We start from the raw sequence: 24,272 nt of genomic DNA, 5'->3' as shown, positions 1-24,272 counted from the left end.
CTCCGACTCAGCCCACGGTTGCCGAGTACCACGGACAAGCACGAATCGATCGTGCAACTGGACGCGACGGTGTACCTGCCGGAGCAGACCCCGGCGCCGGCGGTCATCATGGCGCACGGATTCGGCGGCTCCAAGCGGTCCGTCGCCGCCGACGCGCAGGAGATGGCCAGGGACGGGTTCGTCGTCCTGGCCTACTCGGCGCGCGGCTTCGGGGCCTCCACCGGACAGATCGGCCTGGACTCGCTCGATTACGAGATCCCGGACGCCCGAGCCATTGTCGATTGGCTCAGCGATCAGCGCGAGGTCACCCAGGACGGCGAGGGCGACCCCCGGGTGGGAGTCACCGGGGCTTCCTACGGCGGCGCGCTGTCGCTGATGCTGGCCGGGACCGACCCGCGGGTCGACGCCGTCGTACCGTTGATCACCTGGAACGACCTCGAGCAGTCGCTGTTCCCCAATGCCCAGGCGACGGCCGCCGATCTGGAGGCCGGTACCCCCGCGGCAGCGGCCGGCGTCGACGACGGGGTGTTCAAGAAGTTCTGGGCGTCCACGCTGATGGCATCGATCACCACCGGGGCGGCACTGTCCGCGTCGCCGACGGGCGTCGCACAGGGCGACAGCGGGGACAGCGGCTTCGTGCGCCGCGGCGGGGCGAGTTCCTCGTCATCGGCGGCTCCGGCGCCGGACACCGAGTCCACCACCGGCAGCGAGCCGGCGGCGGCCCCGTCCGGCCAGCAGTCCGGCCAGCAGTCCGGCGCGGCCCTCTCGGCCACCTGCGGCCGGATGCGGGTGGAGTTGTGCGCCGGGTACGCCCTGGCCGCGCAGACCGGTCGGATCACCGAGCAGTTCTCCACGTTGCTGGAGAAGTCGAGCCCCAAGTCGGTTGTCGGTGACATCACGGCACCAACGCTGATCGTCCAGGGTGAGCGGGACACCTTGTTCCCGCTCAGCGAGGCCGACGCCAATGCGCGGGCGATCGCCGCGAACGGCGCCACGGTCGCCGTCACCTGGTACAACGGCGGCCACGACGGCGGCAGCCCGGACACGGCCACCCGGGACCGGATCACCGGCTGGTTCCAGCACTACCTGGCCGGCGACGGACCGGTTCCGTCGAACTCGTTCCGGTACACCGTGGACGGCCCGATCTCGGATACCGGGTCGGCCCGCAGCCGGACCCTGGAGGCGCCGACCTACCCGGGTCTGGCCGCCGGCACCAGCACCGACCGTGCACCGATCACGCTGACCGGCGATCCGCAGTTCGCGGTCAATCCCCCGGGCGCCTCACCGGCCTCCATCTCCAGCCTGCCGGGGCTGTCCGGCCTCGCGTCGACCGCGCTGTCGACGTTCGCCGGCGGCCTCCCCGGCCAGACGGCACGCTTCTCCTCGCAGCCGTTCGACGAGCTCACGGTGATCACCGGGACCCCGCGGGTCGCCCTGTCCATCAGCAAGGTGCCGATCCCCGGCAGTGTGGAGGGCGCGGGCGGCAGCTCGGCCGCGGAGACCGGTGCCGTGCTCTACGGGTCGCTCGCGAAGGTCTCCGAGGGCGGCACCCGGACCCTCGCCGGCGGCGCGGTGGCCCCGATCAGGCTGACCGACCTGCCGGACGACGGGAGCCCGGTGACGGTGACCGTCAACCTGCCGGCGACCGCGCTGCAGGTGGAATCCGGATCCACCATCGAGGTCGCCATGGCGACCACCGACCAGGCCTTCGCCGGTCCCACCGCGCCCGCCGCCTACCGGATCGCCCTGGCGGACGGCGGCGCCCTGCAGGGAACCGGCGCCGCCAACGCCGTCAGCACCCCCGAGGTCGACGGTGTGCGCGTCTCCGCGTCGGAGATCCCGGTGGGCCAGCTGATCGGGCTCGGCCTGCTCGCCCTGGTCGCGCTGTTGGGTCTGGTCTTCGGCGGTCGGGTCCGCGCCCGCCGGTCGGACGTCGACCCGGCACTGGTCGGCGTCCCGCTGTCGATCACCGGTCTGGGGAAGTCCTACCCGGGCGGCGTCAAGGCGGTCACCGACGTCAGCTTCACGGTGCAGGCCGGTCAGGTGCTCGGCCTGCTCGGACCGAACGGCGCCGGTAAGACCACCACCCTGCGGATGGTGATGGGACTGATCGCACCGACCGAGGGGGAGATCAGGGTCTTCGGCCACAAGATCCGCCCCGGCTCCGAGATCCTTTCCCGCATCGGCAGTTTCGTCGAAGGATCCGGCTTCCTGCCGCATCTGTCCGGCAAGGACAACCTCGACCTGTACTGGAAGGCGACCGGCCGGCCCGCCGCCGACGCCCACATGAGCAAGGCCCTGGAGATCGCCGGGCTGGGCAACGCCGTCAACCGCAAGGTCCGCACCTACTCGCAGGGCATGCGTCAGCGACTCGCCATCGCCCAGGCCATGCTGGGTCTGCCCGACCTGCTGTTGCTCGACGAACCCACCAACGGCCTGGACCCGCCCCAGATCCACGCCATGCGCGAGGTGCTGCGCCGTTACGCGGCCACCGGGCGGACCGTGCTGGTCTCCAGCCATCTGCTGTCGGAGGTCGAGCAGACCTGCAGCCATGTCGTCGTCGTCCACCTGGGCAGGACGATCGCCGCCGGCACCGTCGCCGACCTGGTGTCGACCTCCGGCGAGATGGTGTTCACCGTCGACGACCAGGAGGCCGCCGCCGCCGTGCTGCGGACCATGGCCGACGACGTCGAACTGACCGAATCAGGAGTGCAGGCGGATCTCGGCAAGGTCGCCCCGTCCGACGCCGTCGGTTCCCTGGTGTCGGCCGGTGTGGCCGTGTCGTCGGCCGCCCCGCGCAACCGGCTGGAGGACGTGTTCCTGGCGCTGATCGGTGCCTCGGGTGGCGACGTCGCCGCCGGCGCGGACCAGCCGCCGGACAGCGGCGGATCCGGCCTCGCCGCCGGTACGACCCGATCGGATGACGCACACCGGCCCGATGGATCAACGCCGGCGGGGTCGCCCCTGTCCGGGGACAGCACCGAGCCGGGTCCGCGCACTCCCGTCGGCAGCAGCGCACAACAGGGAGGCACGGAATGAGCCCGGTGCACCACGACCACTCGGCTGACGCCGCGGTGGCCGCCATGAGCTCGGTGACGGCGTCCGTACCGGTGGCCGAGGACGGCACTCCGGCCGGTTTCTCCGCCGGCCGGACGTTGCCGGTCAGGGTGGAGTTGAGTCGCCAACTCCGCCGCCGGCGCACCCAGCTCGCGCTGGGATTCATGGCGATCCTGCCGGTCATCCTGGTCATCTCGTTCGCCTTCGGCACCAACAACGGCGGCCGCGGCGCCGTGTCACTGGTCGATCTGGCGACGTCGGGGTCCATCAACTTCGCGATGGTCTCGCTGTTCTTCTCGGCCAGCTTCCTGCTGATCGTGGTGATCTCGCTGTTCTTCGGCGACACCATCGCCTCGGAGGCGTCGTGGTCCTCGCTGCGCTACCTGCTGGCCATGCCGGTCCCCAGGATCCGGCTGATCCGGCAGAAGGTGCTGGTCGCAGGCCTACTGTCGCTGCTCGCCCTGCTGATCCTGCCGGTCACCGCGCTGATCATCGGCGGGTTCGCCTACGGCTGGAATCCGCTGTCGACCCCGGTCGGCGAGCAGTTCACCTTCGCCGAAGGCCTGCTCAGGCTGGGCGTCATCGTCGTATATGTGGCGGTCCAACTGACCTGGGTGGCCGGACTGGCGCTGTTGCTGAGCGTGTCGACCGACGCACCGCTCGGTGCCGTCGGCGGTGCGGTGCTGATCTCCATCCTGTCTCAGATCCTCAACCAGATCGACGCGCTCGGGGACATCCGCAACTGGTTGCCGACGCACTACTCGTTCGCGTGGACGGGCGCGCTGGTCGATCCCATCCGGTGGGACGACATGATCCGCGGCGGCTTCGCCAGCCTGGCCTACGCGGTCCTGTTCGCCACCCTGGCGGTGCTGCGGTTCCGGCGCAAGGACATCACCAGCTGACCACGCGCACCCGAAAGGGTGAGTAATCGGTCCCGGACCGTCGTAACATCTGACTCGCCCGGTCAGCGGATGTGCCTTCTCACCCACTGTTGGGTAAATTTCCTGTCAGTCGGAATGCCGCTCCGGTGTCCTCCCAGGTCAGGTAGGCCCGAACATGTGGGATCGATGGAAGAACGTCATCGTGGGTCGGCCGCCGGCCACCCGCCCGGTACGCGCTGCTGCCCGCCTCCTCGACCTGGCAGCGGTGCCGGTTGTGCCCGTGGGTCATCAGGACGGGCTGCGCGCGGTGAGCCCGCAGCTGCTGGGGAGCTACCTCGGGTACCGGGTGGTGCGTGTCGAGCAGTTGGACCACGACCAGACACCGTCGCTGATTCCCCGCCAGCAATCGCGCCGCAACGGTGACGCCGCTTGGTGCCTGTTCTTCGAGAGCGGCAGCAGCACAACAGTCCGGTTGAACCCGATCGACGACCCCCGAGCGGTCTTTCCGGTTCTGCAGTCCAGGTTCCGCGCCGAACAGGCCGCCCTGCACGGGTCGCCGAAGCGCGAGGAACTCACGCTGAACGCCGTCTGCGAGGTTGCCGGCGCGCCGTACGAGACGTACTACCAGGGCAACGTGCTGAGCTCGCGCGGCGGCGTCCACGAGGCCCTGGTGACCGCCCGCTCGCCCGCCGGCCCGCTGTTCCACCAGACGATGGCCGGCGTCGCCGCCCTGGCATTGCGGATCATCGGCGACTGACCGGCACGGCGTTCACCGCATCACCGAACGGCGGCCACCACCCCGGCCGAGTCCATGTCGCGGATCTCCCTCTTGAGTTCCTGGATCTCGTCACGCAGCCGACCGGCCAGCTCGAACTGGAGATCCCGGGCCGCACTCATCATCTGGTCGGTGAGTTGCTGGACGAGGTCGGCCAGTTCGTTCCGCGCCATGCCCACGGTGTTGTGCCCGGCGTACACGCCCGACGTCGACCGTCCGGGACCCTTCTCCCCGGCCGCCTTCCGGCCCCGGGAGGAGTTGCGGCCCGATCCGCCCTGCCGGATCGGTGACGCGCCCTCCACCGAATCCTCGGCCTCGGCGTAGACGCGCTCCAGGATGTCGTTGATCTTCTTCCGCAACGGGGTCGGGTCGATGCCATTGGCGAGGTTGTAGTCCCGCTGCTTCTGCCGCCGCCGGGTCGTCTCGTCGATCGCCCGTGCCATCGACGGGGTGATCTTGTCCGCGTACATGTGCACCTGCCCGTTGACGTTCCGGGCGGCGCGGCCGATGGTCTGGATGAGGGAGGTCTCTGACCGCAGGAAACCTTCCTTGTCCGCGTCGAGGATGGCGACGAGCGAGACCTCGGGCAGGTCGAGACCCTCGCGGAGCAGGTTGATCCCGACGAGCACGTCGTACTCGCCCATCCGGAGTTCCCGCAGCAACTCCACTCGGCGCAGGGTATCCACCTCGGAGTGCAAGTACCGCACCCTGATACCGAGTTCCAGCAGGTAGTCCGTCAGGTCCTCGGACATCTTCTTGGTCAGGGTGGTGACGAGCACGCGCTCGTTGGACGCCGTGCGCTGCCGGATCTCGCCGATCAGGTCGTCGATCTGGCCGCGGGTCGGCTTGACGACGATCTCCGGGTCGACCAGACCGGTCGGCCGGATGACCTGCTCGACGAACTCGCCGTGCGCGCGGCCCATCTCGTACGGACCCGGGGTCGCCGAGAGGTACACCGTCTGGCCGATCCGGCTGGCGAACTCCTCCCAGGTGAGCGGCCGGTTGTCCAGTGCCGAGGGCAGCCGGAACCCGTGGTCCACCAGGGTCCGCTTCCGGGACGCGTCTCCTTCGTGCATGGCACCGATCTGCGGCACGGTGACGTGCGACTCGTCGATCACCATGAGGAAATCCTCGGGGAAATAATCGATCAGGGTGGCCGGCGCAGACCCCTGCGGCCGGCCGTCGATGTGCCGCGAATAGTTCTCGATGCCGTTGCAGAACCCGACCTGGCGCATCATCTCGATGTCGTAGCTGGTGCGCATGCGAAGGCGTTGCGCCTCCAGCAGCTTGCCCTGCTTCTCCATCTCGGCCAGCCGTTCGGCCAGTTCCTGCTCGATGGCCGCGATCGCCTTCTCCATGCGCTCCGGCCCTGCCACGTAGTGCGTCGCAGGAAAGATCCGCAGCGACGGAACCTCACGGACCACATCGCCGGTCAACGGGTGCAGGTAGTACAGCCGCTCGATCTCGTCACCGAAGAACTCGATCCGGATGGCGAGTTCCTCGTACGCCGGGATGATCTCCACGGTGTCGCCGCGGACCCGGAACGACCCGCGGGTGAACGACACGTCGTTGCGGGAGTACTGGATCTCGACCAGCGCGCGCAGCAACGTATCCCGGTCGACGTTGTCGCCGACGGCCACGGGCAGCGAGCGGTCCATGTAGGACTGCGGCGTACCCAGGCCGTAGATGCAGGAGACCGACGCCACCACGATCACGTCCCGGCGGGACAGCAGGGACATCGTGGCGGAGTGCCGCAGCCGTTCGACGTCCGAGTTGATCGACGAGTCCTTCTCGATGTAGGTGTCCGTCTGCGGGACGTACGCCTCCGGCTGGTAGTAGTCGTAGTAGGAGACGAAGTACTCGACGGCGTTGTGCGGGAACAGCTCTCGGAGCTCGTTCGCGAGCTGTGCGGCGAGCGTCTTGTTCGGCGCCATCACCAGCGTCGGCCGCTGTACCTTCTCGATCAGCCAGGCCGTGGTGGCCGACTTGCCGGTGCCGGTCGCGCCGAGCAGGACGACGTCCTTCTCCCCCGCCTTCAGCCGCTGTTCGAGCTCCTCGATGGCCGTCGGCTGGTCGCCGGACGGCGAGTAATCACTGACCACTTCGAAGCGCCCGGTGGAGCGCGGGATGTCACCGACGGGCCGGTGCTCGGAGACCGCGATGACAGGATGTTCGGTTGCGAAAGCCACGTGTCCACGGTACGCGGAGGGTCCGACAGTCACTTTTCTCCGGCGCCTCCGGCCCCCGTCAGGGACCCGGTGACCACCCCGTCCGCGCCGCCCAGGCACGTCCGCGCTGGTAGGCGGCGTCCAGCCACGGCTCCTTCGCGATCGCATACCCGTCCGTGCTGCCGTCGACGGAATGCACTTCGGCAGCAGCCCGTTTGACCGCCAGGTACTCGGCCGCGACTGTTGGCTCGGTGGTGAGCCAGTCCCGGAACACCAATGCCCATCGCCAGTTCGGCGCATCTCTCACCCTCACGTGGAGGGTGAGACTTCGACCCGGATCGGCGTTCCCGTGCAATCTCTTGACCCACCGCGCCGCCGCATCGTCGGCCGGATCCGGATTCCCACCGTGCGGGGTGTCCTGCTCGAAGCCCGCGGCTGCCGGGAAGCCCGCGGCCGCCAGCCGGGGCGCGAGCCGGTACGCCGAGTTCAGATCCGGGACGGTCAACTGCAGGTCGATAACGTCCTTGGCCGGCAGGCCGGGGATAGCGGTCGAGCCGATGTGGTCGACCCTGTTGCCGTCGGCCGCCGCCGAAACCCGGGCAGCCAGTCGGCGCGCGTCGGCCGCCCAGGATTCGCGGGGCTCCACCAGCGCCGGCCCGCCGCACGGCGCCCTCCGCCCGGCCCTGGTGTTCCTCTCGAAGGGCAGCAGCCGGTCGGTCCACAGGCGGCGCACCGCAGCCGCCAGCTCGCCGCGTTCGCCGTGATTGAGCAGCATGACGTCGCAGAGCGCAGCCCGTTCGTCGTCGCTGAGCTGCGCGTCCATCCTCGCCCGCGCATCCCGCTCGGTCAGCCCCCTGGCGACCAGCCGCTGCACCCTGAGCTCCGGGTCGGCGCGGACTCCGACCACCAGGTGGAATGCGGCCGCGGCGGCGGGAGTGGTCAGCAGCGGAATGTCGTTGACGACCACGGCATCCGTCGCTGCGGCATCCCGCAACTGGGCGAACCTGGCCCGCACCAACGGGTGCGTGATGCCCTCCAGGCGGGCCCGCGCCCCGTGATCGGAGAACACCACCGCGGCCAGGGCGGCACGATCCAACGACCCGTCAGCGGCGACCACCCCGCTGCCGAACTCTGCCGCCACGGCAGCAAGACCGGCTGAGCCCGGGGCCACGACTTCCTTTGCCAACACATCGGAGTCGATGACGACGGCGCCCAGGTCCCGCAGCTCGGCCGCGACCGTCGACTTGCCGGACCCAATACCGCCGGTTACCGCGATGGTGATCACTTCACGTCCCCGTCTCTGTCGACCTGCCGCGCTGGTGATGGGGTGTGACGATCCTTCGGGCCGACACGCGCCGCGGTTCCGGTTCGCCGCACAGCCTGGCACGTAGCGTCTGATCGAGCAGAGTCAGCCTTCCCGGGCACGGCGCCCACTGCGCCCGGGCTGCGACTCAGGACCGAATCGAGGAACACCGTGACCGCAGTCAGCACCGCCAGGGTCGTCCAGCTCGAGGGTGGCAGGCACCGGCTGGGCCGACCCGGCCTCATCCCGGTGGGCGTGCTGGCCACCGTCGTACGGCGCGGCTTCTTCGCCTGGTTCCGGCCCGGGAAGCACCGCCGGGCGGTCGCCAAGGTCGCGGGCACCAGGACCGCCCGGGCCGTTCCGGCAGCGGTCTAGCCCCGGCGGCGCGGTCCTGGCGGCGTGTCCCGCCGGCGCCCGGCCGGGCTCAGCCTTTCAGCACCCGCGCGAGGGCCGCTTCCGCCAGCACCGGGAGACCCTTCTCCAGCGCGGCCGGTGAGACCTTGGCGGATGTCGCGATCGCCAGTGTCCAGTCGTCGTACGGCATGATGATCAGCCCGCCGTCGCGGATCGCCACCGTCGCCGGGTACCCGCTGACGGTCACCTCGGAGATCTTGGCGTTGTTGTCGGTCTCGTTCTGCACGGTGACGTCGACCTGGGCCTGGGCAGCGGCGGCGTCGGTGTACTTGGTGAGCGCCATCGAGAAGGCACCGCTCTTCTTGTCCCCGCTGAGGCCGTAGAGGCACCGGATCCGGCCGGTCTGGCCGGCATCGGTGTTGAGCTCCGCCACGGTGATCTTGAGCCGGTCGTTGGGGATGTCGGTCTTGAAGATCTTCTTGACGTCGCCGGGACTCAGGATGGCCGCGCAGTCGACCTTGAGCGGATCGACCTTCTTGAACGGCGCCGGCTTCGTCGAACTCGGTGCCGACGACACCGGTGCCGAGGACGAGGCCGTGGCCGACCCGGCGGCACTGCTGCCACTGGCCGGCGCACCGCTCGCACCGGACCCCGGGGCGCCGCTCGACACCGTGACAACGGCCGTGACGGTCCGCCGTTCGCCCGCGGTGTCCGATCCACATCCGGAAATCAGCAGCAGTGCGGCGGCCACAGCCGCCCCGACCATACGGTGACGTCGCATGCGTTCACCGTAATGTCCGCCGTGGTCGCGCAGAGCCAGAACGCCGCGCGTCCCACGGCGTGTCAGGTCACAAAATGCCAACGGGGCCGTCACCTGATCGGTGACGGCCCCGTGGACCTGGAACTGGTGCCGATCACGCCACCATGGCGGCGAGATCAGCGGCGGAGCGTCAGCTCCCGGCCAGACGCTCCCGGAGGGCGGCCAGCTGCTCGTCGTTCACCAACGAGCCGGACGGGGTCTCGGGATCCGCCGGTGCAGCGGTGCCGGACGAGTAGTTGCTCGGCTCGGCAGCCTCCGCGTCGGCCACAACGGCCGCCGCGATCTGCTTGAGGTGGGATTCGTACACCGAGTGCGCCTCGGAGTACTGCTTCTCCCACGCCTCGCGCTGGGTGTCGAAGCCTTCGAGCCATTCGCCACTCTCGACGTCGAAGCCCTCCGGCGGCACGAAGTTGCCGGACTCGTCGTAATGGTCGACCACGCCGTACTGCGCACGCACCTCGTCGAACTCGGTCTCGGTGGTGATGCCCTCGTTCGCCTGCTTGAGCGACAGCGAGATCCGCCGACGCTCGAGGTCGATGTCGATGACCCGGACGAAGATCTCGTCGTCCACCGTGACGACCTGCTCGGGGATCTCCACGTGCCGGCCGGCCAGCTCGGAGATGTGCACCAGGCCCTCGATGCCGTCGTAGACGCGGACGAAGGCGCCGAACGGAACCAGCTTGGTGACCTTGCCGGGGACGACCTGGCCGATGGCGTGGGTCCGGGCGAAGTGACGCCACGGATCCTCCTGCGTCGCCTTCAGCGACAGCGAGACGCGCTCGCGGTCCATATCGACGTCGAGGACCTCGACGGTGACCTCCTGGCCGACCTCGACAACCTCGCTCGGGTGGTCGATGTGCTTCCAGGACAGCTCGGAGACGTGCACCAGGCCGTCGACGCCGCCGAGATCGACGAACGCACCGAAGTTGACGATCGAGGAGACAACGCCCTTGCGGACCTGGCCCTTGCCCAGCTGGTTGAGGAACTCGCTGCGCACCTCGGACTGGGTCTGCTCCAGCCACTGACGGCGAGACAGCACCACGTTGTTGCGGTTCTTGTCGAGCTCGATGATCTTCGCGTCGAGCTGGCGGCCGACGTACGGCTGCAGGTCGCGGACGCGGCGCATCTCGACGAGGGAGGCGGGCAGGAAGCCGCGCAGCCCGATGTCGAGGATGAGGCCGCCCTTGACGACCTCGATGACGGTGCCGGAGACGACGCCGTCCTCTTCCTTGATCTTCTCGATCGTGCCCCAGGCGCGCTCGTACTGAGCCCGCTTCTTGGACAGGATGAGGCGGCCTTCCTTGTCCTCCTTCTGGAGGACAAGAGCCTCGACGTGCTCGCCGATCGAGACGACCTCGCTCGGATCGACATCGTGCTTGATGGACAGCTCGCGCGAGGGGATGACGCCCTCGGTCTTGTAGCCGATGTCGAGCAGGACCTCGTCGCGGTCGACCTTGACGATCGTGCCCTCGACGATGTCGCCATCGTTGAAGTACTTGATGGTCAGATCGATGGCCGCGAGGAAATCCTCAGCCGACCCGATGTCGTTGATCGCGACCTGCGGGGCGGTGACGGTAGGGGTGGACATGTGGTGGGGTACTCCGGAGGTGGGCTGGTGAGAACCTGGCATCATCCGTGGTGGGTGTGACAGCAGGTCCGGACGGTCGGCACGCGGTGGGCAGATTTCATCCGGGCGACCGATGACGACGCCCTGGGTGAGGCGATGCTGACGGTGCGCCGAGCCAGAAGTGCGGTTGGCCGGACGAGTGCGGCCTGCTCCATACCGAGACAGCACAGACCCACAGCGCGCACTCCAGACTACGCCATCACCACCCGATCGGGTAAACGGCTGCGGACCGCCCATCACGGGCCGGTTGGCAGGGCTCGAGGACGGTTCTGCGCAAGGCTCGGGCACGGTGCCGGAGAGCGCGAAACCGGGGTTCCGCGGCGGGTGTCACCATGGTGCCGTGCCGCCTCCGGAATCCGTCAACGCTCCCCCGCCCATCGGGCCGACCCGGCCGCGGAAGCGCGGCGCGGACCAACAGCTTTCCAGGGCGGCCAACCGGCGGTGGTGGGATGCCGACGCTGCCGCGTACCACGCCGAACACGGTGAATTCCTGGGCGACGTCGACCTGGTCTGGTGCCCGGAGAACCTGCGCGAGGCCCACGTCCAGCTGCTCGGCGACGTCACCGGACGTCGCATCTTGGAAGTCGGCTGCGGGTCCGCGCCGTGTGCCCGCTACCTCGCCGACGCCGGTGCCACGGTGGTCGCCTTCGACCTGTCGGCCGGGATGCTGGGTTATGCTCAGGCCGCAGCCGACCGCACCGGCGTGACGGTCCCCCTGGTGCTGGCCGATGTCTGCGAGCTGCCGTTCGTGGACGCGGCGTTCGACATCGCGTTCTCCGCGTTCGGCGCCATCCCGTTCGTCGCTGACTCTGCGGCGGCGATGCGGGAGGTGGCCCGTGTGCTGCGGCCGGGCGGCCGATGGGTGTTCTCCGCGACCCATCCCATGCGGTGGGCTTTCCCGGACGATCCCGGCCCGGCCGGCCTGACGGCCATCCAGTCGTACTTCGACAGATCGCCGTATGTCGAGGTGGACGAGGACGGTGTGCCCGCTTACGTCGAACACCACCGGACGATGGGCGACCGGATCCGGGAACTGGTCGCTGCCGGGTTCGTCGTGGAGGACGTCATCGAGCCCGAGTGGCCGGAGGGTTTCACCGGTGTCTGGGGTCAGTGGTCACCGGAGCGGGGTGAGATCTTTCCCGGGACCGCCATCTTCGTGAGCCGGCTGCCCGGCTGAGCCCGGCAGCGGTTCGTTGCCTGCGCTGGCCGCCCGGTCAGCCCGGGCGGTGAAGCTTTGGTCAGCCCGCGCGGTCGAACCGGTGGCCAGCCGCGGCGGCGAAGCGGGTGGTCAGCCCTGCTGGCCGTAACCCTGTTGGCCGTAGCCTTGCTGGCCCGCACCGGGCTGTCCCTGCTGGCCACGCTGAATCTGGTTTGCCCAGCCGCGCAGTTCGGCCAGTTCTCGTTGGATCGGCCATTCCTTGTACGAAAAGACCAGCAGCATCACGATGTTGGCGATCGGGACAAGCAGGATCAGCACCCACCACCCTGAGTAACCAGCCTTGGTGATGATCTTGATGTACGCGATGATGAAAACGAGCCAGATGACAATTCCAGCGATGACTGCGACCACCACACCCGTGGTGTTGAGCGCACTGTTGTCCATGTCGAAGCCGCCTTGCGTGTGCGGGCCGGCGCCGATGGCCAGCGATGCACGGAGCGTAACGGACAAGCGGCAGTCCGGTGCGAAACGCCCTCAGTGTGCCGCCGAGTCCCAATTCGGCCCGGACCCGACGGAGACCTCGAGCGGCACCGCGAGGGGGTAGGCGCCGGCCATTTCCTCCCGGAGCACCGCCGTCATGGCGTCCGTCTCGCCGACGACGACCTCGCAGACCAGCTCGTCGTGCACCTGCAGCAGCATCCGCGACCGCAGTCCTTCGCGTTCGATCCGCCGCTGCACGTTGAGCATCGCGACCTTGATGATGTCCGCGGCACTTCCCTGGATCGGGGCGTTGAGAGCGGCTCGTTCTGCCATTTCCCGCTTCTGCCGGTTGTCGCTGGTCAGGTCCGGGACGTAACGCCGCCGGCCGAACACGGTCTCGGTGTAGCCGTCGGTCCTGGCCTGGGCGACGGTCCGGCGCAAGTAGTCCCGGACGCCGCCGAACCGGGCGAAGTAGGCCTCCATCTGTTCCCGGGCCTCCTCGACGGAGATCTTCAACTGCCCCGACAGCCCGAACGCCGACAGTCCGTAGGCCAGCCCGTAGGACATCGCCTTGATGCGCCGACGCAGTTCGGGGGTGACCTGCTCCGCCGGCACACCGAAGGCCCTGACCGCCACCGCGGTGTGCAGATCCTCACCGGAGTTGAACGCATCGATGAGCCCGGCATCCTCGGAAAGCGTTGCCATGATGCGCATCTCGATTTGCGAGTAGTCCGCCGTCAGCAGCGTCTCGGCGGCCGGCCCGGCGACGAACGCACGCCGGATCTGCCGTCCTTCATCGGTGCGGATCGGGATGTTCTGCAGGTTCGGCTCGGTGCTCGAGAGCCGGCCGGTGGCGGCGACCGTCTGCTGATAGGTGGTGTGGATCCTGCCGTCGTCGCTGACCGACTTGCGGAGCCCCTCGACGGTGGTCTTCAGCCGCGTGACGTCCCGGTGCCGCAGCAGGTGCGTCAGGAACGGGTGGCCGGTCTGCTCGTGCAGGTTCGCCAATGCGTCGGCGTCGGTGGTGTAACCAGTCTTCGTCCGCTTGGTCTTCGGCATGCCCAGCTCGTCGAACAGCACCACCTGGAGCTGCTTCGGGGAGCCGAGGTTGACCTCCTTGCCGATCTCCGCGTATGCCGCCTTCGCGGCGATCTCCGCCTCGGCTGCGAAGGTGGACTGCAGGTCGTCCAGGTACTCGACGTCAACCGCGATGCCGTCGCGCTCCATGATGCCGAGCACCGTCATGACCGGGAGCTCCATGTCGGCCAGCAGTGAGCCCTGACCGAGGGACTCCAGGTGCTTCTCCAGCGCGTCGGCGAGGTCGATGATCGCCCGCGCCTTCACCATGTCCCGGGTGTCGACATCGCGCTCGGTGGTCGCGTCCTCGTCGGGGATGAGCGACAACTGCTGCTCGGAATTGACGCTGTGGTCCGGGTCCAGACTCCGGTGCAGGTAACGCTGGACCAGGTCGTGCAGGTCGAAGGTCGCCTGGCCCGGCCGGGCGAGGTACGCCGCGAGCGCGGTGTCGCAGGCGACGCCGTCCACCGGCCAGCCGTGCTGGGTCAGGGCGTTGATCGCAGGTTTCAGGTCGTGGCTCACCTTGGTCGGCGTCGGGTCGGCGAACCACTCCGCCAATGCGGCCTCGTCATCCGGATCGGCACCGACGGCATCCACCACCGCGGCCGCGCCGTCTGCCGCCGCCAACGCGAGGGTGTGCACGTCTCCACCCCCGGGGGCCCAGGTGCCCCGGACGTAGATCCCGACCCGTCCGGTGGCGTGCTCGGCCAACCAGCCGCGGACGGCACCGGGGGCGAGCCTGGCGCCGGCGACCTCGAATCCTTCGGTGCTGGTTGCGTCCTCTTGGACGAAGGTCTCCAGCAGCCGCTCCCGCAGCACCCGGAACTGCAGGTCGTCGAAGATCCGATGGACTGCTTCACGGTCGTAGGGCACCGCCGGGAAGTCGGTGGCCGGGTCGGCGTCGATCGGCACCTCCCGGACCAGTTCGGTGAGCCGGCGGTTCATCAGCACATTGGACAGGTTCTCCCGCAGAGCGTCACCGACCTTGCCGCGGACCTCGTCGACCCGATCGGTCAGGGTGGTGAGGCTGCCGAAGTCGCGGATCCACTTGGCGGCCGTCTTCTCCCCCACCCCCGGGATCCCCGGCAGGTTGTCGGACGGGTCGCCGCGCAGCGCCGCGTAATCGGGGTACTGCAGGGGCGTCAGTCCGTACTTGGCTTCGACCTCCTCCGGCGTGAACCGGGTCAGCTCGGACACGCCCCGTTTCGGGTAGAGAACGGTCACGTCGTCGGAAACCAGTTGCAGCGCATCACGATCGCCGGTACAGATGCGAACCGCCATGCCTTCGGCGACCGCCCGCATGGTGAGCGTCGCGATGACGTCGTCGGCCTCGTAGTTCTCGGCGGTGACGGTCGGGATCCGCAGTGCCCCCAGCACCTCCTTGATCAGCTCGACCTGACCGTTGAACTCCGACGGCGACGCGGACCGGTTCGCTTTGTACTCGACGAATTCCTCGCGACGCCAGGTCTGCCGGGAGAGGTCGAACGCCACCGCGACATGCGTTGGCCGCTCGTCCCGCAGCAGGTTGATCAACATCGAGGTGAACCCGTAGACCGCGTTGGTGAACTGTCCGGTGGTCGTGGAGAAGTTCTCGGCCGGCAGCGCGTGGAAAGCCCGGTAGGCGATCGAATGGCCGTCCAGCAGCAGCAACACAGGCCCGGTCGGTGCCTCCACCGGCGCCGTTGCCGCGCCGGAACCGCCCCGGCCGGTGGCACCTCGGGCGGTGGTGCTGCGGGAACGGGTACCTGTCGTCGTTGGACTCACGGGCCCGAGTCTAGGGTCAGGGTCCGACACTGAAGATTCGCCGGATGTCCGCACGGCCGGCGTCCCGGTTCACTCGGGTCGTGCGTCGCGAGCCGGCCGCACGACCCTTTCCCGGAACAACGTTGGAGACCCGATGACGCCACCGCCCGGTCCCGCAGGCATGCGCGCCCTCGCGGCCCTGCCCCAGCCGGCCGACCCGCAGGCAGTCCTCGAGATCGTGCGCGGAATGCGCGGCGAACTCGCCGAGAACATGGGCATCGAGCTGATTGAGTTCACCCGCGAACGGGTGGTCGCGACGATGCCGGTGGCCGGCAACCGGCAGCCGTTCGGGCTGCTGCACGGCGGGGCGAGCGCGGCCCTAGCGGAGACGATGGGTTCCTTCCACGGGGCGCTGGTCGGTGACGGCAAGGCTCCGCTGGGCATCGAGCTGAGCTGCAGCCACCACCGCTCGGCCGCCGACGGGATCGTCACCGCGGTGTCCGTACCGATTTCACTGGGCCGGACCCTGTGCACGTTCGAGATCTCCATCACCGACGACCAGGATCGCCGCATCTGCACTGCCCGCCTGTCGGTGCTGCTCCGCGACCTCCCCGGCTGACCGCTTGTTTTGCCGCTGCTCATGCGGCAGTCGTATCTCCCGATGATCATGGCGAAACTCGCACAGATGCCGGCGTGTCGAGGCCCTTTGGTGCGAGTTTTGCCATGATCAACCCGCACCGGCCGCCGCCTCACCGCCTCGTCCGGCACTCACCCTGCGGATTTGTCCCGCCATCGCGAAACCATCCACATCCGCCACGGTGCCCGGGTGGACACCGCTCGTCGCGGACAGCGTTGCGCGATGGCCAACGATCGTCCCGTCACCTTCAACAGCGGGACTCTCCGCACAACGCAGCAAATACAGCCGATCCTTGGATGGCGCGGCATGGCATCGGCGGTCGCTTCCGGCTTGGTCGGCCACCCTTGGCGAGGGGTCTACGTCGGTACCGACATCGACCTGCGCTGCCGCCTGCAGGCGTTACAGGTCTCTGTCGGATGTGAATTGGTCGCCTGTCATCGCACCGCCGCTGCGCTGCACGGCTTCGGCGTCATCGACGACGGCCTCCTGCACGTGACGACCGCTGACGGTAGGTCCCTCCGTCAGCGCCGCGGCGTCATACTGCACCAGACGGTTCCGCGCAGTGCTTCGGTTCTGCGGCAGGGGCTATGGGTGACCAACGCCGCCGACACGGCCATCGACGTGGCTTGTTCCTCGCGGGAGATCGATGTCCTCGCAGTGCTGGACGCGGCGCTCGCTTGCCGTGCGGTGACTCCAGGCGACCTGATCGATGCGGTCGACCGAGCGCATCGTCGACGCGGGGTCATCGCGGTTCGGCGATGGGCTGCACTGGCCGACGGGCTGTCGGAATCGGCGATGGAGTCTCGGACCCGCTTTCGGGTTCATCAAGCCTCGTTACCGGCGCCGGAACTCCAGATTGTGGTGCCGCTCGCGGCGGGTGGCTCACGTCGTCTCGATTTGGGTTGGCGACAGCGACGGGTTGGTCTCGAGTACGACGGCGAGGACTTCCATTCCGGCGATGGCTCGCTCGGCAAGGACCGCCGACGGCACAACGAACTGACTGACGCCGGCTGGACTGTTCTCTACGCGACGGCGAACGACGTCTACGTCAGACCGGAGCCGCTGATCGATGCGCTCCGGCGCATGCTTGCCTGAGCGTCAGCTGCACGTCGCCCACAGATTTCGCTCGCGAGCGCTAGTTGATCATGGCAAAGATCGCACTCAACGCGGCGCGTCGAGGCCGAAAGCTGCGAGTTTTGCCATGATCAACAACGGAACATGGCGCGGGCTACGCCACGCCCAGGTAGGCCTCTTTGATCGACGGGTCGGCCAGGAGCTCGGGGCCGGGGCCGGACTTGACGACCTCGCCGGTCTCCAGGATGTAGGCGCGGTCGGAGCGGGACAGGGCCTGCTGGGCGTTCTGCTCGACCAGCAGGATCGTCACGCCGGTGGCGTTGATCTCGGAGACGATCCGGAAGATCTGCTGGATCATCATCGGCGCCAGTCCCATCGACGGCTCGTCCAGCAGCAGCACCCGCGGGCGGGCCATCATCGCCCGGCCGATGGCGACCATCTGCTGCTCACCGCCGGAGAGGGTCCCGCCCAGTTGGTCGCGGCGTTCCTCGAGCCGCGGGAACAGCTCCAGCACCCGGTCCAGGGTGGCCCGGTACTCCGCCTTGGTCTTGAACTTCCGCCCGTAGTGACCCATGTCCAGGTTCTCCTGGACGGTCATTCCCGGGAAGACGCCGCGGCCCTCAGGAGCTTGCACGATGCCGGCCAGCACCCGCAGGTGCGCCTTCATCTTGGTGATGTCCTGGCCGTCGAACATGATCGTTCCGCGGGTCAGCGGCCGGATCCCGGAGATGGCCCGCATGGTGGTCGTCTTGCCGGCGCCGTTGGCACCGATCAACGTCACGAGCTCGCCGTCCTCCACGGACAGCGAGATGCCGTGCAGCGCCTCGATCCGGCCGTAGCCGACGGTCATGTCGCGGATCTCAAGCAGTGGCATCGTCGGGAACCCCCAGGTAGGCAGCCACCACGGCGGGATTGTCGCGGATCTCGGTGGGCAGGCCCTCGGCGATCTTCTTGCCGAACTCCAGCACCACAATGCGGTCTGTCACGCCCATCACCAGGCGCATGTCGTGCTCGATCAGCAGCACCGTGTATCCGTCGGACCTGATCTTGCGGATCAGGTCCATCAGGGCGGCCTTCTCGGCGGGGTTGAAGCCGGCGGCCGGTTCGTCCAGGCACAGCAGCTTCGGTTCGGTGGCCAGCGCCCGGGCGATCTCCAGCCGGCGCTGATCGCCGTACGGCAGGTTCCTGGACTTCTCGGTGGCCCGTGCGCCGATGCCGACGAACTCCAGCAGGGCCATGCCGCGATCGATGGCGTCCCGTTCCTCGTGGCGGTGGCGGGGGACGCGGAAGGTCGCCCCGGGGACGGACGTCTTGTGCCGGGCGTCCGTGCCGACGACCACGTTCTCGAGCGCGGTCATCTCGGAGAACAACCGGATGTTCTGGAACGTGCGGGCGATGCCGAGCCGGGTGATCTGGTTCCGCTTCAGCTTCCCCAGCACCTGGTTGTCGAACGTCACCGTGCCCGAGGTCGGCCGGTAGACGCCCGTCATGGCGTTGAAGCAGGTCGTCTTGCCGGCGCCGTTGGGGCCGATCAGGCCGAGGATCTCGCCACGGTTGATGTCGAACGTGACGCTGTCCAGAGCGACCAGCCCGCCGAAGCGGACGGTGACGTCTCGGAGCTCGACAAGTGGTTTGCCGAGCGGGGTGTCGATCTCCCGGGTGGGCGCGACGATCTCGGCGACGACCTCGGGATCGGCCAGCTCGGGCTTCACGTCCGAGACGTCGACGACCACCGACTCGTCGAGGATCATCGGGCCGACGGGGCCCTCGCCGAACGCCTCCTCCGACATGTGCCGATATTCCTCGCCGACCTCGGCGCCCGCGCCGACTGCACCCGGATCGTGCAGCGAATCGGAATCGTCACGGCTCATTTGGTCACCTCCGGCTGCTCGGTGGCCCGGCGCCGGCGGGCCGCGACGTACAGCTCACGGCCGTAGGTCAGCAGCTTCTGCCGGACCGGTATCAGGCCCTGCGGCCGGAAGATCATCAACACCATCAGCGCGACTCCGAAGAACAGGTACTTGTACTCGGCGATGTCGTCACCGTTGACCGGGATGCCGAGGATCTCCGTCCGTCCGAGGAAGAAGTTCGGCAGGTACACGATGATGAAGGCACCCAGTATGACGCCCAATTTGTTGCCCTGGCCGCCGAGCACCACGGCACACAGGAAGAGCACCGAGTTGATGACGTTGAAGTTGGTCGGCACCACGAATTGCACCTGGCCGGCGTAGAGCGCACCGGACATGCCGCCGATCATCGCGCCGATGACGAAGGCCCAGAGCTTGAACTTGAACGTCGGCACGCCCATGATCTCGGCCGCGTCTTCGTCCTCCCGGATGGCCACCCAGGCCCGGCCGACGCGCGACCGCTCCAGGTTTCCGACGAACAGCAGCACGACGATGATCAGGAACAGCGACACCCAGTACCACCACACGCCGGCGTTCAGCGTCTTGCCGACGTTGCCGGCCGAGAACACGCCGAGCGGGAAATCATCGGTGACACCGATCCGCGGATAGGCCACCTGCGACAGGCCGCGGCCGCCCCCGGTGATCTCCTCGAGGTTGTCGGCCAGCAGCCGGACGATCTCGCCGAAGCCGAGCGTGACGATCGCCAGGTAGTCCCCGCGCAGCCGGAGCGTCGGTGAGCCCAGCAGCAGACCGGACAGTGCGGTGATCGCCATGGCGATCGGCAGGACTGCGAGCCACGCCCAGTCCTTCGACAGCCAGCCGTCCGGACCGGTCTGGTTCCAAGGGCTGTCCGGGCTGGTGAGCAGGGCGACGGTGTAGGCACCGACGGCGTAAAAGCCGACGTAGCCCAGGTCCAGCAGGCCCGCCTGGCCGACGACCACATTGAGGCCGACGGCGATCAGCGCGTACATCCCGAACTGCGCCATGACCGACCCGAAGTTGGTGCCCTCGGTGGTCAGCAGCGGGATGTTCAGCAGCGGCAACAGTGCCAGCAAGGCGATGAACGGAACGCCGACCAGCCACTGGGTGGGCCGCGCCAGCGCGTTCCACCAGCTGCGGAATCCGTCGCCGACACCGCCCTTGGGGCGGTCCTTGAAGGCTGTGCTCATACCCGCGCCCTCCCCAGGGTCTCGCCGAGAATGCCGGTCGGGCGGAACATCAGGATGCCGATGAGCAGGACGAACGCGACGACGTCACGCCATCCGGTGCCGAAGAGGACCTGACCGTAGTTCTCCATGACCCCGAGGATGAGCCCGCCGAGGAGGGCGCCGCGCAGGTTGCCGATACCGCCGAGGACGGCGGCGGCGAACGCCTTGATGCCCAGGATGAATCCGCCGGAGTAGATGATCCCGTTCGGCACTCGCAGTGTGTAGAGCAGAGCGGCGGCGCCGGCCAGCAGGCCGCCGAGCAGGAACGTCAGCATGATGACCCGCTCGCGCGAGATACCCATCAGCGTCGCTGTTGTCGGGTCCTGGGCGACTGCTCGGATGCCCCGCCCGAACTTGGTGCGGTTCACGAAGGTGTCGGTGCCGAGCGCCAGGATGAACGCGGAGATGACGATGATCAGGGTGATGTTGGTGACCGATGCGCCGAGGAACCCGAACACCTCCTCCGGTGCGACCAACCGGATTGGGATCTGCGCGTTCACGCCGCCAAGCTCGTTGTCGGTCAGCTGCGGAAGGATGTAGTGCACGAACTCCTGGATCACGAAGGACGCGCCGATGGCGGTGATCAGGAAGACAAGGGACGGTGCGTTGCGTTTTCGTAGCGGCCGGTAGGCGATGCGCTCGAGGGCGACAGCGGCTCCACCGGAGACCGCCATACCGCCGATCAATGCGAGCCCGAGGTAGACGATGGTCATCACCACGCCCTCGCTGTACACGTTGCCGCTCGGCGAGAAACCGAGCGCCAGCAGCACCGCGTACTGGCCGAACATGCCCAGCATGAAGATCTCGGAGTGCGCGAAGTTGATCAGTCGCAGCACGCCGTAGACGAGGGTGTATCCGACGGCGACCAGCGCGTAGATCGCGCCGTAGGCCAGGCCGTCGATGGTCAACTGCCAGAAATTGGTGACCAGTGCGCCGGTGTTGAAATTGATCGGCGCCATCGCGAGGACATTGCTCGCGTCCACCCAACTACCCATCACATCGTGCTCCTTCAATGGCCGGCCAGCTCAAACAGAGCGCGTGCGGTGGTGGACAGCATGACGGCGCCGCGGCCACCCGGCGACCGGACCACACCGACAGGTGTGGATCCGGTCGCCGGACGGACTCGCGGCGGAGGGGTTACTGAACCTGGTACAGCCACGGGTTCGCAACGGCGAGCTCGCCGCTGGAATCCCACTTGTAGGACTTCGCAAGACCTTCACCGTCGTAGGTCTTGAAGTACTCGATCATGCTGGCGCGATCGGTGACATCACCGGAGGCGATGCCGGTGAGCATGATCGTGGCCAGGTCGTACGCGTCCACGGAGTAGACGCCGGGCGCGATGTTGAACGCCGCTTCGTACTGCGCGGCGAAATCTTCCGGAGCCGGCCCGCACGGGCAGGTCAGGATGGCGTCCTTGGAAGCTTCGCCCGCCTGGTCGACGAACTGCGGATCATTGACGCCGTCACCGGAGACGAACTGCGCGGTGACGCCCGCGTCCCGCAGCTGCTGGACAAACGGAGCGGCCTCGGCGTAGTAACCCGCGTAGTAGACGGCATCCGGGGACTCACCCTTGATCAGCTGAATACCGGCGGAGAAGTCCTTGTCACCGCTCTTCACCTTGACGGCGCAGTTGCCGTCGGCGGCATCGGCGAGGGTCTCGGTGACGACCTCGGCAAGGCCGACGCCGTAGTCGGTGTTGTCCTGGACGACACAGACCTTGGTGAAGCCCTTCTCGCCCTTCAGGTAGTTGGCGGTGGCGCCGCCCTGCGAGTTGTCGTTGCCCAGACCACGGAAGAAGTTGGTCCAGCCGTTGGTCGTCAGGCCCGGGTTGGTGGCCGACGCGGTGACCGACACCAGTCCTGCCTGGTTGAAGATCGGGCCGGTTGCCTTGGTCTCGCCGGAGAATGCCGGGCCGAGCAGGCCGATGACCGAGGCGTCGCCCACGATCTGCGGCGCAACCTGGGTGGCCTTCTGCGGGTCGCCCTCGGTGTCGAACTGCTTGATCGCGAGCTGGCAGTCCGGGTTGGCCTCGTTGAACTGATCGACGGCCAGCTGTGCGCCGTTGAGGATGTTGATACCGAGCGCGGCGTTCGGGCCGGTGAGCGCGCCGGCCATGGCGATGTTCTGACCAGCGGCGCACTTCGCCTTGCCGTCTCCGGCCGGCAGGACCGGGGTGGTGGCGCTGGCGGCGGGGACGTCGGTTCCCTCGGGGGTGATCTGCTTGAGCGGCGTGATGGTCAGACCACCGGGGGCGGCCGACGCGCTGCCGGAGGCATCAGCACTACCGGAAGCCGCCGACGAAGCACCACTGGCCGCGGGTGCCGCCGACGAAGTCGTTGAGCTGTCATTGGACTTGGAACCACATGCCGCCAGCGTCAGGGTGGCGATGGCCACCAGGACGAGGGCGGGTCGCATCGAACGTCGATGCACAGGCCACCTCCGAGGATTCTTGTGACCGGGTATTTGCTTACCGGTCGTGCCGACGACGCCGGACACGCCCGGGAACCTATCCCACGGATGGCGTAGGCCCACGCATTTGCGAGGGCTCGTAACCAAAACGCGACGCGCCGGTCACAAGCACGGCGATTCTGGCTCGGGTGCCCTCGCCCGCGCACCCCTGACCTGCACCGATCACGGATCGGTCACACACCGTCACGCACCGTCGAAGAGAAGACCCGGCAAATCTTTGCCCAAGCGCAGAATCACCCGCAGATCCTCCGGTTCAACAGAGGTTCTGCGGGTGAATACCCTGCAGGTCAACAGCTCAACCGTACGAACCGGACAATTGTTTACATGCTCGCCATACCGAACCGTTACAGGACGGCGAGTCGGGATCAGCTTTTGGCTGCCAGCCCCTCGAGCACGGCGCCGGCCACCGCCTGCATTGACGTCCGGCGGTCCATCGCTGTCCGTTGTATCCAGCGGAACGCCTCCGGCTCCGTCATCTTCTGATGCGTCATCAGCAGACCCTTCGCCCGGTCGATGATCTTCCGCGCCTCGAGCCGCTGGGTGATGTCGGCGACCTCCGCGCGCAGCGCAGCCGTCTCGGCATAGCGGGCCACCGCCAGTTCGATGGCAGGCAACAGATCAGCCTTAGAGAACGGCTTGACCAGATAGGCCATGGCCCCGGCGTCGCGTGCTCGCTCGATCAGGTCGCGTTGGGAGAAGGCGGTCAGGATGACGACCGGCGCGATCTGTTCGGCGACGATCTCCCCGGCCGCGTCGATTCCGTCGCGTTTGGGCATCTTCACGTCGAGAATGACCAGGTCCGGCCGCAGATCGACCGCCATCGCGACGGCCTGCTCCCCGTCGGCCGCCTGGCCGACGACCTCGAAACCCTCTTCGGACAACATTTCTGCCAGGTCCAGCCTGATCAAAGCCTCGTCTTCGGCGATGAGCACTCGTCTCGGAGTCGTCATCGGCACCTCTCCAGCCATGCCGATGGCCGCGGATCGGCCATTGGTCCCGGCGTCAGCGTAACGGGGCAATGTGTCCCGAAGGCTACGTCCATGGTGTGCCTCGTGTGATCTGAACGGTCACTTCGGGACGGAACCGACATCGTTGTCGCCGCCGTTGCCGAGAGGCAGTCCGGCAGCCGTCTAAGATTGCTCCTGCCCCGGTGACGGGGTCTGCCCCCGTATCCCAATTGGCAGAGGAAGCGGATTCAAATCCCGCACAGTGTGAGTTCGAGTCTCACCGGGGGCACACCGATCGGCCGCGTTCGTTCGGGAGGCGTCAGCGGCTGTGGCCAGGGGCGGTTCGCAGCCCAGCGGTTACTCGCTCGCCCGTCGCTCGTCGGCCAGCGTGAGCCCGGCCCGCAGCGCCCCCGCCGCGTGGGCGACCGATTCCCGACAACGCACCGAGATCCCGAGCAGGTTGGCGAATCCGTGGATCAAATCGGGCTCCCGGCGCTGGGCGACCCGAACACCGGAGTCCGCCAGCCGACGTCCGAACAACTCACCCTCGTCCCGCAGCGGGTCGAATCCGCCGGTCACCAGGTAG

20 protein-coding genes and 1 tRNA gene are annotated in these 24,272 nt (G+C 68.0%); 8 read left to right on the top strand and 13 right to left on the bottom strand.

Going from position 1 to position 24,272, the window contains the following annotated elements; all coding sequences use genetic code 11:
- From ACVBEQ_RS27150 to ACVBEQ_RS27140, 3 genes are all read left to right on the top strand, one after another.
- Positions 1-3,039: alpha/beta fold hydrolase (locus ACVBEQ_RS27150; RefSeq protein WP_447156530.1), on the top strand; the 3,039-nt coding region annotated here is incomplete at its 5' end.
- The gene (locus ACVBEQ_RS27145; RefSeq protein ID WP_447156529.1) at positions 3,036-3,959 is read left to right on the top strand and encodes an ABC transporter permease; all 924 of its coding nucleotides are present in this window, start codon (positions 3,036-3,038) and stop codon (positions 3,957-3,959) included. The genes ACVBEQ_RS27150 and ACVBEQ_RS27145, both read left to right, overlap by 4 nt.
- A gap of 154 nt (positions 3,960-4,113) precedes the next feature.
- The gene (locus ACVBEQ_RS27140; protein WP_447156528.1) at positions 4,114-4,695 is read left to right on the top strand and encodes a hypothetical protein; all 582 of its coding nucleotides are present in this window, start codon (positions 4,114-4,116) and stop codon (positions 4,693-4,695) included.
- 20 nt (positions 4,696-4,715) lie between these two features.
- On the opposite strand, the gene uvrB is transcribed toward ACVBEQ_RS27140, so the two are convergent.
- Together uvrB and coaE are read right to left on the bottom strand one after the other, a co-directional pair.
- Entirely contained in the window at positions 4,716-6,902 is a 2,187-nt protein-coding gene (gene uvrB, locus ACVBEQ_RS27135; RefSeq protein ID WP_447156527.1) for an excinuclease ABC subunit UvrB, read from the bottom strand.
- A 58-nt stretch (positions 6,903-6,960) separates the two neighbouring features.
- Positions 6,961-8,166, bottom strand: coding sequence for a dephospho-CoA kinase (coaE, locus tag ACVBEQ_RS27130; protein WP_447156526.1), 1,206 nt, complete (start codon positions 8,164-8,166; stop codon positions 6,961-6,963).
- A 189-nt stretch (positions 8,167-8,355) separates the two neighbouring features.
- On the opposite strand from coaE, the gene ACVBEQ_RS27125 reads away from it, so the two are divergent.
- Positions 8,356-8,559, top strand: coding sequence for a hypothetical protein (locus ACVBEQ_RS27125; RefSeq protein WP_447156525.1), 204 nt, complete (start codon positions 8,356-8,358; stop codon positions 8,557-8,559).
- A gap of 49 nt (positions 8,560-8,608) precedes the next feature.
- Here the strand turns inward: ACVBEQ_RS27125 and ACVBEQ_RS27120 are convergent, their stop codons facing one another.
- Both ACVBEQ_RS27120 and rpsA read right to left on the bottom strand, forming a co-directional pair.
- A complete protein-coding gene (locus tag ACVBEQ_RS27120) occupies positions 8,609-9,319 on the bottom strand; it encodes a hypothetical protein (RefSeq protein WP_447156524.1) in 711 nt (236 codons plus the stop codon).
- Between the two features lie 169 nt (positions 9,320-9,488).
- The gene (rpsA, locus tag ACVBEQ_RS27115) at positions 9,489-10,946 is read right to left on the bottom strand and encodes a 30S ribosomal protein S1 (protein WP_447156523.1); all 1,458 of its coding nucleotides are present in this window, start codon (positions 10,944-10,946) and stop codon (positions 9,489-9,491) included.
- Positions 10,947-11,325: 379 nt separating this feature from the next.
- Here rpsA and ACVBEQ_RS27110 point away from each other — a divergent pair, with 379 nt between their 5' ends.
- Entirely contained in the window at positions 11,326-12,162 is an 837-nt protein-coding gene (locus ACVBEQ_RS27110; protein ID WP_447156522.1) for a class I SAM-dependent methyltransferase, read from the top strand.
- A 111-nt stretch (positions 12,163-12,273) separates the two neighbouring features.
- Here the strand turns inward: ACVBEQ_RS27110 and ACVBEQ_RS27105 are convergent, their stop codons facing one another.
- Both ACVBEQ_RS27105 and polA read right to left on the bottom strand, forming a co-directional pair.
- Positions 12,274-12,654, bottom strand: a complete 381-nt coding sequence (locus ACVBEQ_RS27105; RefSeq protein ID WP_447156521.1) for a DUF805 domain-containing protein — start codon at positions 12,652-12,654, stop codon at positions 12,274-12,276.
- 24 nt (positions 12,655-12,678) lie between these two features.
- Positions 12,679-15,465, bottom strand: a complete 2,787-nt coding sequence (polA, locus tag ACVBEQ_RS27100; protein ID WP_447156520.1) for a DNA polymerase I — start codon at positions 15,463-15,465, stop codon at positions 12,679-12,681.
- A 133-nt stretch (positions 15,466-15,598) separates the two neighbouring features.
- On the opposite strand from polA, the gene ACVBEQ_RS27095 reads away from it, so the two are divergent.
- Complete coding sequence (locus ACVBEQ_RS27095; RefSeq protein ID WP_447156519.1) at positions 15,599-16,063, top strand: hotdog fold thioesterase; 465 nt, start codon at positions 15,599-15,601, stop codon at positions 16,061-16,063.
- Between the two features lie 240 nt (positions 16,064-16,303).
- On the top strand, positions 16,304-17,176 hold the full coding sequence (locus ACVBEQ_RS27090) for a hypothetical protein (RefSeq protein WP_447156518.1): 873 nt from the start codon (positions 16,304-16,306) through the stop codon (positions 17,174-17,176).
- Between the two features lie 133 nt (positions 17,177-17,309).
- On the opposite strand, the gene ACVBEQ_RS27085 is transcribed toward ACVBEQ_RS27090, so the two are convergent.
- The 6 genes from ACVBEQ_RS27085 to ACVBEQ_RS27060 all read right to left on the bottom strand — a co-directional run bounded on the left by ACVBEQ_RS27085 (position 17,310) and on the right by ACVBEQ_RS27060 (position 23,689).
- On the bottom strand, positions 17,310-18,029 hold the full coding sequence (locus ACVBEQ_RS27085) for an ABC transporter ATP-binding protein (protein ID WP_447156517.1): 720 nt from the start codon (positions 18,027-18,029) through the stop codon (positions 17,310-17,312).
- Positions 18,016-19,026, bottom strand: a complete 1,011-nt coding sequence (locus ACVBEQ_RS27080) for an ABC transporter ATP-binding protein (protein WP_447156516.1) — start codon at positions 19,024-19,026, stop codon at positions 18,016-18,018. The genes ACVBEQ_RS27085 and ACVBEQ_RS27080 overlap by 14 nt, the downstream gene beginning before the upstream one ends.
- On the bottom strand, positions 19,023-20,231 hold the full coding sequence (locus tag ACVBEQ_RS27075) for a branched-chain amino acid ABC transporter permease (RefSeq protein ID WP_447156515.1): 1,209 nt from the start codon (positions 20,229-20,231) through the stop codon (positions 19,023-19,025). Before ACVBEQ_RS27075 ends, ACVBEQ_RS27080 begins: the two co-directional genes overlap by 4 nt.
- Entirely contained in the window at positions 20,228-21,229 is a 1,002-nt protein-coding gene (locus ACVBEQ_RS27070) for a branched-chain amino acid ABC transporter permease (protein ID WP_447156531.1), read from the bottom strand. Before ACVBEQ_RS27070 ends, ACVBEQ_RS27075 begins: the two co-directional genes overlap by 4 nt.
- 178 nt (positions 21,230-21,407) lie before the next feature.
- A complete protein-coding gene (locus ACVBEQ_RS27065) occupies positions 21,408-22,700 on the bottom strand; it encodes a branched-chain amino acid ABC transporter substrate-binding protein (RefSeq protein ID WP_447156514.1) in 1,293 nt (430 codons plus the stop codon).
- Positions 22,701-23,104: 404 nt separating this feature from the next.
- A complete protein-coding gene (locus ACVBEQ_RS27060; RefSeq protein ID WP_447156513.1) occupies positions 23,105-23,689 on the bottom strand; it encodes an ANTAR domain-containing response regulator in 585 nt (194 codons plus the stop codon).
- A gap of 212 nt (positions 23,690-23,901) precedes the next feature.
- On the opposite strand from ACVBEQ_RS27060, the gene ACVBEQ_RS27055 reads away from it, so the two are divergent.
- Positions 23,902-23,975: transfer RNA gene (locus ACVBEQ_RS27055), tRNA-Leu, on the top strand.
- A 68-nt stretch (positions 23,976-24,043) separates the two neighbouring features.
- Here ACVBEQ_RS27055 and ACVBEQ_RS27050 read toward each other — a convergent pair.
- On the bottom strand, positions 24,044-24,272 hold a 229-nt coding region (locus ACVBEQ_RS27050), incomplete at its 5' end, for an alpha/beta hydrolase fold domain-containing protein (protein WP_447156512.1).

The organism is Nakamurella sp. GG22 (assembly GCF_052976845.2).
Note: the sequence above shows the minus strand (reverse complement) of the source record. Positions and strands in the feature narration are given on the sequence as shown.